The sequence below is a fragment of the Kitasatospora sp. NPDC127035 genome, from assembly GCF_042726075.1.
Classification (GTDB): domain Bacteria; phylum Actinomycetota; class Actinomycetes; order Streptomycetales; family Streptomycetaceae; genus Kitasatospora.
Genome location: NZ_JBHXDN010000035.1, coordinates 81,653 through 94,590, shown reverse-complemented (window position 1 = coordinate 94,590; position 12,938 = coordinate 81,653). Strand labels below are relative to the sequence as shown.

The 12,938-nt window shown below is 71.7% G+C and carries 15 protein-coding genes; 8 read left to right on the top strand and 7 right to left on the bottom strand.

Going from position 1 to position 12,938, the window contains the following annotated elements:
* Window positions 1-290: 290 nt before the first annotated feature.
* The gene (locus ACFWIC_RS23735) at window positions 291-1,487 is read left to right on the top strand and encodes a hypothetical protein (protein WP_380519972.1); all 1,197 of its coding nucleotides are present in this window, start codon (window positions 291-293) and stop codon (window positions 1,485-1,487) included.
* A gap of 337 nt (window positions 1,488-1,824) precedes the next feature.
* Window positions 1,825-2,256, top strand: coding sequence for a peptidase inhibitor family I36 protein (locus tag ACFWIC_RS23730; RefSeq protein WP_329883489.1), 432 nt, complete (start codon window positions 1,825-1,827; stop codon window positions 2,254-2,256).
* Window positions 2,257-2,335: 79 nt separating this feature from the next.
* On the opposite strand, the gene ACFWIC_RS23725 is transcribed toward ACFWIC_RS23730, so the two are convergent.
* On the bottom strand, window positions 2,336-2,530 hold the full coding sequence (locus ACFWIC_RS23725; RefSeq protein WP_380519971.1) for a hypothetical protein: 195 nt from the start codon (window positions 2,528-2,530) through the stop codon (window positions 2,336-2,338).
* Window positions 2,531-2,876: 346 nt separating this feature from the next.
* On the opposite strand from ACFWIC_RS23725, the gene ACFWIC_RS23720 reads away from it, so the two are divergent.
* The gene (locus ACFWIC_RS23720; protein ID WP_380519970.1) at window positions 2,877-4,067 is read left to right on the top strand and encodes an MFS transporter; all 1,191 of its coding nucleotides are present in this window, start codon (window positions 2,877-2,879) and stop codon (window positions 4,065-4,067) included.
* A 132-nt stretch (window positions 4,068-4,199) separates the two neighbouring features.
* On the opposite strand, the gene ACFWIC_RS23715 is transcribed toward ACFWIC_RS23720, so the two are convergent.
* Window positions 4,200-4,382, bottom strand: a complete 183-nt coding sequence (locus ACFWIC_RS23715) for a hypothetical protein (RefSeq protein ID WP_380519969.1) — start codon at window positions 4,380-4,382, stop codon at window positions 4,200-4,202.
* On the opposite strand from ACFWIC_RS23715, the gene ACFWIC_RS23710 reads away from it, so the two are divergent.
* A complete protein-coding gene (locus ACFWIC_RS23710) occupies window positions 4,372-4,548 on the top strand; it encodes a hypothetical protein (RefSeq protein WP_380519968.1) in 177 nt (58 codons plus the stop codon). The two genes, ACFWIC_RS23715 and ACFWIC_RS23710, sit on opposite strands and share 11 nt — an antisense overlap.
* A 29-nt stretch (window positions 4,549-4,577) precedes the next feature.
* Here the strand turns inward: ACFWIC_RS23710 and ACFWIC_RS23705 are convergent, their stop codons facing one another.
* Together ACFWIC_RS23705 and ACFWIC_RS23700 are read right to left on the bottom strand one after the other, a co-directional pair.
* Window positions 4,578-5,405: a serine protease gene (locus ACFWIC_RS23705; protein ID WP_355403311.1), complete on the bottom strand. Its 828-nt coding sequence runs from the start codon at window positions 5,403-5,405 to the stop codon at window positions 4,578-4,580.
* 152 nt (window positions 5,406-5,557) lie between these two features.
* A complete protein-coding gene (locus ACFWIC_RS23700) occupies window positions 5,558-5,683 on the bottom strand; it encodes a hypothetical protein (protein ID WP_380519967.1) in 126 nt (41 codons plus the stop codon).
* A gap of 937 nt (window positions 5,684-6,620) precedes the next feature.
* Between ACFWIC_RS23700 and ACFWIC_RS23695 the strand changes: the two genes are divergently transcribed.
* Window positions 6,621-7,442, top strand: a complete 822-nt coding sequence (locus ACFWIC_RS23695) for a CPBP family intramembrane glutamic endopeptidase (RefSeq protein ID WP_380519966.1) — start codon at window positions 6,621-6,623, stop codon at window positions 7,440-7,442.
* Between the two features lie 355 nt (window positions 7,443-7,797).
* Here the strand turns inward: ACFWIC_RS23695 and ACFWIC_RS23690 are convergent, their stop codons facing one another.
* Window positions 7,798-8,532, bottom strand: a complete 735-nt coding sequence (locus tag ACFWIC_RS23690) for a hypothetical protein (RefSeq protein WP_380519965.1) — start codon at window positions 8,530-8,532, stop codon at window positions 7,798-7,800.
* A 542-nt stretch (window positions 8,533-9,074) separates the two neighbouring features.
* Here ACFWIC_RS23690 and ACFWIC_RS23685 point away from each other — a divergent pair.
* Entirely contained in the window at window positions 9,075-10,238 is a 1,164-nt protein-coding gene (locus tag ACFWIC_RS23685; RefSeq protein WP_380519964.1) for a heparin lyase I family protein, read from the top strand.
* Between the two features lie 169 nt (window positions 10,239-10,407).
* Window positions 10,408-10,797: a roadblock/LC7 domain-containing protein gene (locus ACFWIC_RS23680; protein ID WP_380519963.1), complete on the top strand. Its 390-nt coding sequence runs from the start codon at window positions 10,408-10,410 to the stop codon at window positions 10,795-10,797.
* 196 nt (window positions 10,798-10,993) lie between these two features.
* Here ACFWIC_RS23680 and ACFWIC_RS23675 read toward each other — a convergent pair whose 3' ends face one another.
* A complete protein-coding gene (locus tag ACFWIC_RS23675; RefSeq protein WP_380519962.1) occupies window positions 10,994-11,671 on the bottom strand; it encodes an NUDIX domain-containing protein in 678 nt (225 codons plus the stop codon).
* A complete protein-coding gene (locus ACFWIC_RS23670) occupies window positions 11,668-12,051 on the bottom strand; it encodes a DUF4406 domain-containing protein (protein ID WP_380519961.1) in 384 nt (127 codons plus the stop codon). Before ACFWIC_RS23670 ends, ACFWIC_RS23675 begins: the two co-directional genes overlap by 4 nt.
* A 48-nt stretch (window positions 12,052-12,099) precedes the next feature.
* On the opposite strand from ACFWIC_RS23670, the gene ACFWIC_RS23665 reads away from it, so the two are divergent.
* Complete coding sequence (locus ACFWIC_RS23665; protein WP_380519960.1) at window positions 12,100-12,858, top strand: DeoR/GlpR family DNA-binding transcription regulator; 759 nt, start codon at window positions 12,100-12,102, stop codon at window positions 12,856-12,858.
* Window positions 12,859-12,938: the final 80 nt, after the last annotated feature.

Genomic DNA, 12,938 nt, shown 5'->3' with positions numbered 1-12,938 from the left:
GGGCCCCGGGAATCCCCGGCGCGTCGCGCGACGCGCCGGGGATTCCCGGGGCCCGGGCTGCCGCCGCGCTGCCACAGGTGTGCGGGCAGACCGGTGCGGGGCATCGCCGACACGGCTGTCGGGTCGGGTGCGGCGGTCCCGTTCGCGCCAGGCCGGTGCGCGCGGAGGCCGCGCCGGAAGGCCGACGGCCCTGACGGCTCGTCTGTCGGTGGCTGCGTCTAGGGTGCTGGCGACGATGGCGAGTCCGGGTCCTGTCCCACGTACCTCGCCGCGAGGATCTGGAGACCGGTGTGCGTTCTTTCGTGGTGGCGGATGTTCCCGAGACGGACGACGCGGAGGCGTGGCTCGCCTACGCGGACGTGCTGACCGCGGCCGGCGACCCGCGGGGAGCGGCGATCCGTCTGGAGCACGCGTGCGACGCCGAGGGTGGGGCCGCGGGTGGGGACCGGGCCCGGCTCGCCGGGCTCTACGCGGAGGTGGAACGGCGGCTCGGTCTCGGCGGGCTGCGCACGGACGGCTCCTGGCGGTTCACCTGGAGGCGGGGCTTCCTCGACGAGGCGCGGTTCGCCCTGGCCGAGGACACCGGGGCGGGGCGTCGGGCGCTGGTCGAGGGGCTGTTGGCGGACCACCCGTGGGCCGCGGCCGTCGATCTCACCGACCCCGAGCGCTGGGAGGGGGCGCTGATCGACGCGGTGCTGTCCCACCCCCTGGCCCACCGGCTGCGCGTGCTGGAGCTGCGCCTGACCGACTACCACCACTCCGCCGAGCACTCCGTCCGCTCGCTCGCCGGCGCTCCGCGTCCCCGGCTGGAGCACCTGTCCTTCGGCTACGGGTTCGAGTTCCTCTACGAGGACGGCAGGACGTCGACGGGCGGCCGGATCGATCCCATGGACTACCACGGCGACGGGCTCGTGCGGACGGCTCCGTGGGATTCGCTGCCCGCCCTGCGCACCCTCGAACTCCAGGGGGCGTTCCTCTTCGGCTCGATCCTCCACGACGGCCTGACGCGCCTTCGCGTCCGTGGTCCCGCGACCGGCGACGGGGCCTACTTCGACCTCGGGTCGACGCGGGGTGTGGAGTCGCTGGTGGTGGAGGCCGAGTGCGACGTCTTCGGAGGGTGCTGTCCTGTCGAGCAGCTCGACGAGCTGACCACGGCGGGGCTCCCGGCGCTGAAGCACCTCGACCTGGGCGGGTCGGAGTTCGACGCGACCTCGTTCCAGTTGTTCTCGGCGCTCGCCGAATCGCCGATCCTCCCTCAGCTGGAGAGCCTCACCCTTCCCGACCTGCGGATCGGGCGGTCGGACTGCGAGGGCGAGCCGCTGGCCTTCCTGGCCCGGTGTGCACCGAGCTTCGCCCATCTCGCTCTGGGGGTGCGGGGCACGGTCGACGTCGAGGGGGCCGACGGGCCGGAGGTCGGCCGGTTCTTCCCCGGAATCGGCGCCGGTTCGCGCGCGATCGGCACCTCTGTGGAGCGAGAGGGCGACTGACGTCCGGCCGGGTCGGCCGTCCGGCTCCCGTAATCGACCACCGACCACCGACCATCCGACTCCGGTTCCCGGGTCGGGAATGGCTGTGTCTCTCTCGACCGAATCGAGCGGCCGACCGATGCCTGTCGGCCCCGTGTTCGAGGAAAGAGCCTCGTAGGTAACCCTTTCGTGTGAACTCGCGCAGTCGGCCGCATGCGGAAACGATTCGGCTGGACAGGCCCTCTGTAGCCCCTCCGCATCTGCCGACGAGCGCGGTGCCGTGTGCCACTGGTCCGCCGCCCGTTCGGCCCGACGCGTCATCACCCCCTCGCACGGAGAACTACGAAGGGAACATCGCATGCGCAGCATATGTGCCCGTACGACGTTGGCGGTCGCCGGCGCGACCGTGGCCCTGGCCACGGTGCTGACCGGTACCTCGCCCGCTCAGGCCGATTCCGGCAGCAGCGCGGCCGTCGCGCGGCCCCGGGACAAGATCGCCTGTCCCCGTGGGTTCGTGTGCATCTACCCGGACATCGACTTCGTCGGCCAGCCGTACGTCAAACGCGCCGTCGACGGGAGTGTCCGGCACCTGCCGGACTACATCCGAGGGGCGGGGAGCTCGGTGATCAACAACAGCGGCCGGACCGCACGGGTCTACCAGAAGGACAACTACTTCGGGCGGCACGTGTGCGTGGGGAGCGAGGGCGGCTCGATCCACGACCTGCGCTCGTACCAGCTCAACGACGTCACGCACTCACTGAGGATCAACAACACTCCCTGCGGCGCCTGATACCTCTCGTCGACGCGCACGTCGGGCATGATCACCGTGCCGTCGCCCACCTCGGCCCGCACATCGCGCAGCGCTGTGTTCAGCACGCCGTCCGGGTCGAGCCCCGGGTCCCCTCCGCGTCGTACTCGACCGGAGTCCCGAGAATCGTCACGCCGCCGACGCCCGCTTCCGTGGCTTCGACGACCGCCTTGCGCAGCGAGTCACGGGTGTGGTGGACCACGCCGGGCATCGAGGTGATGGGGATCGGCTCGACGGCGCCTTCCTTGACGGACATCGGCAGCACCAGCTGACGCGGCTCCAGGCTGCCCTGCGGCGACCGGTCGCCGCAGGGCAGGGGTTCGCCGAAGCCCTCGCGGGCGCTGTTCCGGAAACACCGACGTCCTCCGCGATGCCGTACGCACGCGATGACAGGTCCTTCCGGACCGCTGGTTGGCGTAGATACCCTTCGGGTTGTCAGAAGGCCGTGCTTTCAGGTCCGGAACCCGCCACAGTCACTCGATCGAGAGTCCGGTTCGACCACCAACCCTCATGATCGGAACGACAACAGCCACTTGGGGAGATCGAAGGCTCCGAGCGCGTCTACCGCCTGGGCTCATGACCGGACATGAGGGAGTGAATCTGTGCGGACCGAGTTGGAACCCGAGACCGAGACCACCGAGACCACCGACAAGCGCTCCTTGCGGTACGCGCTGTTGATCGCGCTGGCGAACGGGATCGGCTACATGCCGTTCGCGCTGACCATCCCGGTCCTGCCCGGCTACGTCACGGGTCGGTTGCACGGTGGTCCGGCGGAGGTCGGCGCGGTCATCAGCGGGTACGCGCTGACCGCGTTGCTGTCCCGCCCGGTGTCGGGCGCGCTGATGAACCGCCTCGGCACCCGGGCCCTGACCATCGGCGGAACGGTGCTGACCACGCTCGCCACCGTCTGCTACCCGCTCGCCGGATCGATCTCCGAGCTGATCGGCCTGCGGATGCTGGTGGGCGTCGGCATGGGCGTGATGCTGGCCGCGGCCGGGGTCTGGCCGGTGCAACTGGTCGCCAGGGACCGGCAGAGCTGGGCGCTGGGGCTGGGCGGCACCGTCAACTACGTGGCCATCGGCTTGGGCGCTCCGCTGGGTAGCCTGATCGATCACCTGGTGGGCCCGGCGGCCGCGTTCGTGATCGCCGGGCTGATCGCCCTGCTCGTCATCCCGATCGCCCTGTGCGTCCCCGAGGTGCGCTTCCCGCCGAAGACGGAGCGGACCGGCACCGACAAGGGCCGGGCCCTGCTCGGCACCGCGCTGCCCGGCGTCGCGCTGATCTTCACCGCGTTCGGCTTCGCGGCCGTCTCCAGCTTCGCGGTCGCGAAGTTCGACGACCTAGGCATCGCCGGGGGAGCGGCGGTGGTCACCGCGTACTCCCTGACCGTGGTGCTGTTGCGGGTGGCGGGCACCTGGATCCGCTGGGAGGCCACACGGCCGGTGGCACTGGCCGGCCTGTTCCTCGTCGAGGCTCTGGGGATCGCACTCCTCGGGGTGGCGGACGGCCTTGCCGTGGGGGTGATCGGCGGTGTCCTCATCGGTGTGGGCATGTGGCAGATCTACCCGGTGCTGGGGCTGTTCGTGGTGCGCTCGGTCAGTGAACGCCAGCGCGCCACGGCGCTGTCCACCTTCGGGGCCTGCTTCACCGCGGGCCTCGCCGCCGGGAGCGGCGCCCTCGGGCTGGTGGCCCGGGCCGCCGGGTACCAGACGATGTTCCTCGTTTGCGCGGCCTGTGTCGGTCTGGGACTGCTGGTGGCAGTGGCCGCGGCCCGCGTCGCCCGGATCGACTGACGGCCTCCCGACGACGGGGTGTCCTCGGCGCGTGGTGAGTGCCTGTGAAGGAAGCCTGCACGTCAAGTTCGGCTCGGATGGGCGGCTCTACCCTGGCCTGGTGATGGGAGAGGCGGGTGTACAGCGGTGTCCTCAGTGCGGTGACCGGCTCGTGGTCGGGGCGCGGGTCGAGGCGAGGTTCTGCTCGGGGCGGTGCAGGTCGGCGCACTGGCGGGGTGTGCGGCGCTCGCGGGCGCGGGTAGCGGCGATCCAGGAGGGCCGGCGGGCGGTGTGTCCGGTGTGCGGGGTGTCGTGGACGGTGGGGGTGGAGCGCACCCTGTCCTGGCTGATCCGGGCCCGCAGCAACGTGCGGGACCACGAGCGCCTGCCCGAACACAGCGAAGCCCACCTCAACCGGGCGGCGGTCGCGCTGATGACCCGTCGGCTCGCGCGCCGCCAAGCCGGGGCCGCCATGGCCCTGCCCGCGGCAGCGGCCGCCTGAGGTGCCCGGCGTGGCCGCTCGGCGTTCGGTCAGATGCCGGTCTTGGCGGTGATCCAGGCCCGGTAGGCGCCGACGTTGGTGTACACGGAGGGATAGGCGCCGCTGCAGGTGCTGACGCCCCAGCTGACGATGCCGATCAGCCGGCCGTTCTGGGCGAGCGGGCCGCCGCTGTCGCCCATGCAGGCGGAGATGCCGGAGCCCTTGTCGTAGGTGCAGACGTGGGTGAGGTTGATGTTCTGGCCGTACCAGCGCAGTTGGCACTCGCCCAGGGTCAGGGTGGTGACGGTGGCCTGCTGGAGGGTGTTCGATCCGTCGCCGCTGCCGCTGAGCTGTCCCCAGCCGGTGAGTGTCGCGGGGCCGCCGAGGAGGTCGGGCAGCAGGGGCAGGGCGATCGGCTGGATCTGTGGGGTGTAGGTGATCGCGGTGGCGAGCTTCAGTACGGCGATGTCGTTCGGCTTGCCGGCGGCGTTGCCGTTGTAGTTCTCGTGCAGGCGGTACTCCTGCGCCGGGTAGAGGGTGCCGGTGGGGAGGATGGTGTTCGACCCGGCCGCCACCCGGATCTGGCTGGCGGCCCGGCCTTCCAGGCAGTGGGCGGCGGTCAGCACCCACTGCTGGCCGATGACCGACCCGCCGCAGATGTGGTACCAGCCTCCGGATGCCTGGTAATGCAGCGAGACCTGGTACGGGTAGGCGCCCGCCGGTGCGTCCGTCCCGCCGACCACCGCGGCAACCGGACCCGCCGGGCCGCCGACTGCGGCCGCCGGTCCCGCCGCGCCCACGAGCAGGCCGGCCGCCGCCAGCATCACCCCCAGCACCGCCGCCAGTGCCCGCCTGTACCGGCTCCGCCCTCGCGTCATGGCCCCGCCCCTCACCTTGTCCCGCACCCCGGGCGGGTGCGGCTTCTGGGGAGCCTCCCGGTCGCGGGCACACTCCCGCAAGCGTCGAACCGGCCGTTCCCGATCATCGGGAACGGCCGGTCCGCGGCCGGTGGTGCCGGTGGTGTGCCGGGTCAGGCGCCGATGCCGATGCCCAGGTGGAAGATCCCCGGGACGGAGGTCCCGAAGGTCAGCAGCGCGGTGGAGCCGAGCAGGGCGAGCGCGGTGGCCACTGTCACGGCGCGGCGGGCAGTGTTCACGAGGGGGCCCTTCCGGTGGCGTGGACGGTGGGGTGGTCAGAGCGGGGTGATGAGGGGGCCGAGGGCGTTGATCAGGCCGATGATCGCCTGGGTCAGGGTCACGGGATGCTCCTGCACGTTGCGGTTGCGGTTGCGGGATCGGGGTCGGGCGCGGTCGGGCGCAGTGGCAGGCCGGCCGTGCCGGGTGTTGCTGTTCGAGGTGGCGCAGGCGGAGGGAGAGTTCCTGGACGGCGGCGATCAGGACGCCGTTGGCGTCGACGACGTCGATGGTGGTCTCTCGGCGGCCGTAGCCGAAGGCGGCCCGCCAGTCCTGGGCCATCGGGCCGATGTGCAGGGTGTCGGGATCCCAGTCGTAGCGCCACTCGCTGACGGGCAGCTCGTCCAGGAGGGCGAGGATCTGCGCGCGGGTGAGGGGCTGCTCCCGTTCGGTCCGGGGCGGCCGGGGCGCGAGGAACGTCGAGGCCATCCCCCGGAGCAGGGCGGTGAAGCGCACCGATCCTCCGGTCCGTCGTGGTGGGCGGGTCAGGAGATCGGCTTGATGTCGTGCTTCACGTCACGGTTGCTCGTGATCAGGGGGATGACGATGGGTTCGAGGGCGGTGACGATCTTCAGGACGTCGGCCAGCCAGTTCACGGGAACTCCACGGTGCGCGAAGGGATAGCGGTCGCCGGTCATTCCATCAGCCCGGACCGCCCGTGCGCGGGGGAAGATCGAAAGTGACCGCGCCTGCCGCATTCGATCACGCCCGCGAGGGTGCGCGGCGCTGACCCGACCTGCCGGACCGTCGCCGCGAAGGCGCCGGACCCTGGGCCCTTCACCGAGCCGTGTCCGTTTAGCTACTTTTGGGAGACCTTCATAGATTTTCCTTATCTATGGGATTATTTGTCCGCCCGTCCTCGTTCGGGCACCCTTCCCCCCGCCCCTGAGGAGTTGCCCCGTGTCCGCACAGCCGCCCCCCGCCCCGGCCGGGCGCACGCTCACCTGGCCCTGGTTCTTGGCCGTGGTCGTCGTCTACCTCGCGATCCTCCAGGGCCTCGGCTCGCTGATCAGCGTCGACCGGGGCAGCGGCGACAGCCAGTTCCCCACCACCGAGTCCGTGGTCCGCAACGGCGTGATCCCCATCGGCCTGTCGGTCCTGTTCGGCGCCTGCGTGGTGACCTGGCTCGGCTGGTGGGGCAGCGTCCTGAACTACCGCGTGCCGGTGCGGCGCTGGGTCCGCTTCGTCCCCGTCTCGATGCTGGTGGTCGCCGTCCTGGCGGTGAACTACCCCAACCTCGCCGACCAGCCGGCCTCTCTGGTGCTCGCCCTGGTCGCCATGACCGCGCTGGTGGGCATCGGCGAGGAACTGATGTTCCGTGGCATCGGCGTCCAGGTCTTCAAGCGCGCCGGCCTCAGCGAGGGCAACGTCGCCCTGTGGTCCTCGGTTGTCTTCGGCGTCGTCCACGTCAGCAACGCCTTCGGTGAAGGCGCCCAGGCCATCCTCCAGGCCGTCATCGTCTCCACCTCCGGCTACTTCTTCTACCTCTGCCTGCGCGTCGGCGGAGTGCTCCTGCTGCCGATGCTGGTCCATGGCCTGTGGGACTTCAGCCTCGTCTCCAACGCGGTCGGCACCGACCCCAAGACCTCCCCCGGGATGATCCTGCCGATCGTCCTCCAGGTCGTCCTGATCGTCCTGGTGATCGTCAAGCGCCGCACCATCGAACCACCGGTCCACACCGGGGCCGGCACCCCGCCCGCCCACCGCACCGTCGGGCACTGACGCAGCCAATCCACCAGCGATGCCTCCGCCCACCCGGGCGGGGGCATCTTCCGTTCGCACGGGGCAAGCCGGACAATGTCGCCTCGCCCGCAGGGCCACATTGCCATGATGATCTTGAAGGCGGCTTGCGTGGCTCGTCACCCCCTGCCAACTCAAGACCCCCGACCGCGTCAACCACCGACCTTCCCTCTCGGTCCGCGGCCCTTGCGCGAAGAGCCGTTCGGTTCTCCGTCACTGTGACGGAGAACCGAACGGCTCCATCCCGTCGAGATCGCTGGCAAGGCCCTGGACAGGCACTACGGGTTCAGACACGGGCACCGAGCGGCAGGCGGACACCCCGCCCCGGGAAGGGGCGTCAGCCGGCCGGCCGGGGGCGCCAGGTGATCGTGGTGATGGAGGCGGTCATGAGGAGCCAGCCGAGCACGGGAACGGCCAGGGTGGCGGCGAGGGGCAGCTGGGACGAGATGAGGGTGAGGCAGCCGAACAACGCCATGGCGGCGACGAAGACGGCCATGGCGACGTAGAAGGGGGTCGCTTGCGCGCCGGTGCGTGACCAGGTCAGTCCGTGGGCGGTGAGTGCCGATCCCAGGGCGGCCAGGAGGGCGATCTCGAGGGAGATCAGCCAGGGCGTGCCCGCGTTCTGGGCGCGGTGCCCCTGGTAGGAGACCTCGGCGACCCGCCCTCGGAAGACCGTCAGGTCCACGTCCGCGCCGGCCTTCGTGGCGTTGTAGAAGGCCGAGTCGACCGTGTAGCTGTGCCTGGGAGCCTCGTCGTGTACGGCCGTCTCGCGCGCCACGGTCAGCGTGTAGATGGTCGAGTCGCCGCTGGTGGCGGCGTACCTGGCCGTCACCCTGCCACTCGCGCGCTGTGCGCAGTCCGTGCCGGGCGTGTGTTCGGCCGTGCCGCAGATCGGGGCGTTGCGGTAGGCGCTCGCCGCGTCGTTGGCGTCGACGAACCAGCCGAAGCCGAGAACCGTGGCGGCCAGTCCTGCCAGAAGGAACAGGCCCTGCGTCAGTGCGCGGGCGACCGCTCCCGGGGGCCGGGACCGGGGCCGGGCCGGCGGTCTCGTGTCCCTGATCCGAGCGTTCATCGCAACCCCCATCGATCGCGTCCACGAGCACCTCCCCGATGCCCTTCGGGAATGATTCCAGGGAAGTGCCCGGCCGGGTGAGTAACCCGTCGTCCTTGTAGCGAAGTTGTGGATATTCCGGCCCGACGGGATCGCCCGAACCTTTTCCCGGTCGACTCGTCGGGGACGAAGTGTTGTCCGGTTGGATTCGTTGGAACGGCCTCCTCCCGGTTCGCGCGGACGACATTCCGGGCCTCCTTGGGCTGGGCCGTGCCGGGCCGGGCCGGGGAAGGACGGCGCGCCCTCCACGGTCGGAAGTGTGGCGGATGGATGCCGCCGGCTGCGTCGGCCGAGCCCGTTCTCACCCCGGAGACGGCCTCCCGGCTTCCGTAACGAGTGGATGTCGGACCAGGACGGAGAAGCAGTGCGGGACTCGGTTACTTGCAACCGGCTCCCGTCGCGCTCGGCACACGCAGGAGGGCCGGTACCTCCCTCAAGACCCTTGCCGTGGACCACGGCATCGGCGAGAGGTCCGCCGTCGCTCCTCCACGCCAGGATGGTTCATGTTCCAGCATCACAGCCACGGCCGTCGGGTCGGTGCGCTCCTGGCCGCCGCGGTGGCGGTGGGAGCCGCGTCCGTCGGCCCTGCCGCCGCTGCGGCGGCCACCACCGTTCCCTTCAGCGACGGGTTCGAGTCCGGCGACACCGGCATGTGGCCCCGCAAGGGGATTGCCGGCAACGGTACGGTGGGCGTCGTGGCGGCGCCCGGCCCTGGCACCGGCAGGGCCGGCCGGTTCACCCTGGCCGACGACGGGAACTCCTTCCGCGCCGAGATCGCCACCAGCCACCTGCCGTACGGCAGTTACCGTTACTCCTTCTCCAACTACCTGCCGAATGACTGGATCCCCTACAGGTACGGGACCTTCGTGTCCCAGTGGCACGGCGGGGCGGCCACCGGGCCGCCGATCGTCCTCATGGTCAGGGCGGACCGGTGGATTCTGTTCGTCACCGTGAGCGGAGCCCAGTACGACCTCGGTCCCGTGCGGCTCGGCCGCTGGAACCGGTGGACGATCGACATCACCTGGTCCACCCCGACCACGCCCGGCTCCGTCCTCGCCAGGCTGGACGGCGCCGAGGTGGGTTCCCACCAGGGGAGAAACAACTTCGAGAAGGAAACCGTCCCGTACCACAAGATCGGCATGTACCGACCGAACTGGCAAGCTTCCAAGGGGCACGTGGGCAGCGGGTTGCCGCCGGTGGTGCTCTACTACGACGACATCTCCATCACCCCGATCCCGCCGGGCACGGGAAACCCGACGGCCGCCGCACCGTCCTCCGCCGCCGTACCGTCCCCCACCTCCCCGGCGCCCGCCGCGCCCGCCGCGCCACCCTCCGGCACGTCCGCGAAAGCCGTGACGCCGCCCCCGCCGGCCCGGCCCTCCGCAGCGGCACCGACGCCCGCGCCGTCGGCGGCGCGGGTTTCCGCCGCCGCTACCGCAGCGGTGGCGCCCTCCTCCGCCCCCGCGGTCATGGAGGACGTACCGATGGAGGCGGACACCGGCACGGACGATGACGCACGCCGTCCGGCGGTGGCGCGCTCCTCCGCCCCCTCGTCGTTCGTCCTCGCCACGGGTGGCGCGCTGCTGTCCGCCGGGCTCGTCCTCACCCACCGCCTCCGCAGGAGCAGCGCCCGGCGCCGGGCTCAGCACGCCCGGACCCTGCCCTGACACAAGGGCCGCCCGTCCGACGGGCAATCCTGCCAGGTGCCGGACCGCAGGCAGCCTGCCTCCCGACCCGACCGGCCGCCCGGCCGGTCCGAGGAAGCGCAGGCCGCTTCCGCCGGCCCATCGAACGCTCGCCGCACCGAGCGAGCCGGTCGACAGAGAAGAGCACGAAATGAGCAGACAGATACCGACCGCCGTGCTGGTCGACGAACTGAAGGCGCTCCGCGACGAGGTCACGGGCGTCTCGGAGAGCCTCATCTCCACGGCGGACGGCCTCCTGGTGGCCGCCGACACGGACACCGTCCACCCCGAGTCGGCCGCGGCGCTGTCGGCGGCCATGCTCGGCCTCGGCCGGCACGCCGCGGCCGAGGCGGGCGTGGGCGGCCTGTGCGACATCGTCACCCGCTGCCACGGTGGCTACGTGGTGGTGATGGCGATCGGCGAGCAGGCCTTGCTGACGGTCATGGGCGACGAGGGCCTCGACCTCGCCACCCTGTACCAGGGCTCGCCCACCACGCTTCGCCGACTGGGCGAGCTGCTCGGGGTGGTCCCCGTGCCCTGAGACGCGGCCCGGGCCGGTGGAGCGCGGCTGTCCGGGGCAGCGGACGCCGCTGCCGGACCACTCGCGCGCGGCACGACGGGGACCCTGACCCGGCAGGCAGGTAGTCGCACGGCACCGCGGATCGGCCAGGACAGCACTGCGGGTGCCCGGTTCGGTTCCGGGCCACCGGGCAGGGAAGGTCAGCGGGCAGGGAAGGTCAGCGGCCGCCCGCGGCGGGGGCGAAGGGCCCGTCGAGTGCTGCCCATTGCAGGAGCAGGATGGTCTTCCCGTCGGCGATGCGTCCGTCGCGGGTCATGGCGAGGGCCTCGGCGAAGGGCAGTTCGAGGACCTCGATGTCCTCGCCGTCCTCCTCGAGTCCGCCGCCGCTCCCGGTCCGGGCGGCCGGGGTGTAGGGGGCGGCGAAGAAGTGGAGGCGTTCGGTGACGGATCCGGGGCTCATGTAGGCGTCGAGGACGTGGGTGAGCGGGCCGAGGGCGACGCCCAGTTCCTCGGCGCTCTCGCGTCGGACGGCGGTGGGCGGGTCGTCCGCGTCGAGCAGTCCTGCGGCGGCTTCGACGAGCATGCCGTCCGGGTGGTCGTTGACGTAGGCGGGGTAGCGGAACTGGCGGGTGAGCAGGACGCGACCGCGTTCGGTGTCGTAGGGCAGGACGACGGCGCCGTTGCCGCGGTCGTAGGTCTCGCGCTGCTGGGTCTCCCAGCGTCCGTCGCGGCGGCGGTAGTCGAAGGTGGTGCGGCGTAGGACGTGCCAGCCCCGGGAGGTGAGCTCGACGTCGCGGACCAGGATGTCGGGGTTGCGGTCCAGACCGCGTCCGGCCCGGTCGAGGCCGGTGCGGCCGCGGTGGTCGGGGGTGTCGATACCCGGGTGGCCGGTCACGCGGTCTCCTGCGGGGTGAGGCGGGGGATCTCGGCCACGTCGTGGTAGATGGGGAGGCCGCGTCGGCGGGCGATGGCGACGTCCTGGTCCGCTCCGGTGGAGTCGCCGGGCAGGCGCAGTACGGCGTCGCAACGGGCGAGGAGGCGCTCGGCCGTGGGGTAGAGGACCTGGTCGGCGAGGGGGTCGGTGGGGCCCGCGCCGGCGGAGCGCAGGACGGGCAGGGCGATCCACTCGCCGATCGCGGGGAGGTGGCCGGCGGCGAAGACGGGCCAGGCGGCGGCTTCGAGGCGGGCGAGGTTGGCGGCCATGGCCTGCGGGTCGCCGTCGGTGCCGGATCGGTAGGGGCCGGCGATGAGGATGAGCATGGGCTTGTCGGTCATGGGCGCTACACTACATGCAGAAACGTGCAAGAACAGGAGAGAATGCGGATGCTGGCTGCCGAACGGCGCGACCACCTGCTCGGTCTGCTCGCCCGCGAGGGCAAGGTCGTCGCCAAGGAGGTCTCCGCCCGACTGGGCATCTCCGAGGACAGCGTGCGGCGCGACCTGCGCGACCTCGCCGCCGAGGGACTCTGTCAGCGGGTCTACGGCGGCGCCCTGCCCGCTTCGCCGGCGGTGGTCGACTACGCCGCCCGGCAGAGCGTGGCCCCGGACGGCAAGCGGAAGGTCGCCGCGGCGGCTGCCGCTCTGGTACGACCGGGCAGCACGCTGATCCTCGACGGCGGCACCACCGCCCTCGCCGTCGCCCACGCGCTCCCGCGTGATCTCGTCTGCACCGTGATCACGCACAGCCCGACGATCGCCGCGGCCCTGCTCGACCACCCGCAGGCGGAGCTCTTCCTGATCGGGGGGCGCGTCTTCAAGCACTCGGCCGTCACCTGCGGCGCCGCCGCGGTCGAGGCCGCGCAGAACGTCTCCGCCGACCTGTGCCTGCTCGGTGTCACCGGTGTGCACCCCGAAGCGGGACTGACCACCGCGGACGCCGATGAGGCCGCGATGAAGCGCGCCCTGGCCGCGCGGGCCGCGGACACCTACATCCTGGCCTCCTCCGAGAAGATCGGCACGGCTTCGCGGTTCCGCGTCCTGCCCTGGGAGAAGGTCAGCGGCCTGATCACCGACGCCGACCCCCACGACACGGTCGTCGAGCAACTCAGGGCGCTCGGAGTGGAGATCCTGGCGGCCGGCTGACGGCCACGACGTTCGACCGCGGTAGCCGTCGGCAGGCGCAGTATGCGGAGCGGGCACGGAGTGGGCCTGCGGCCGGTCGA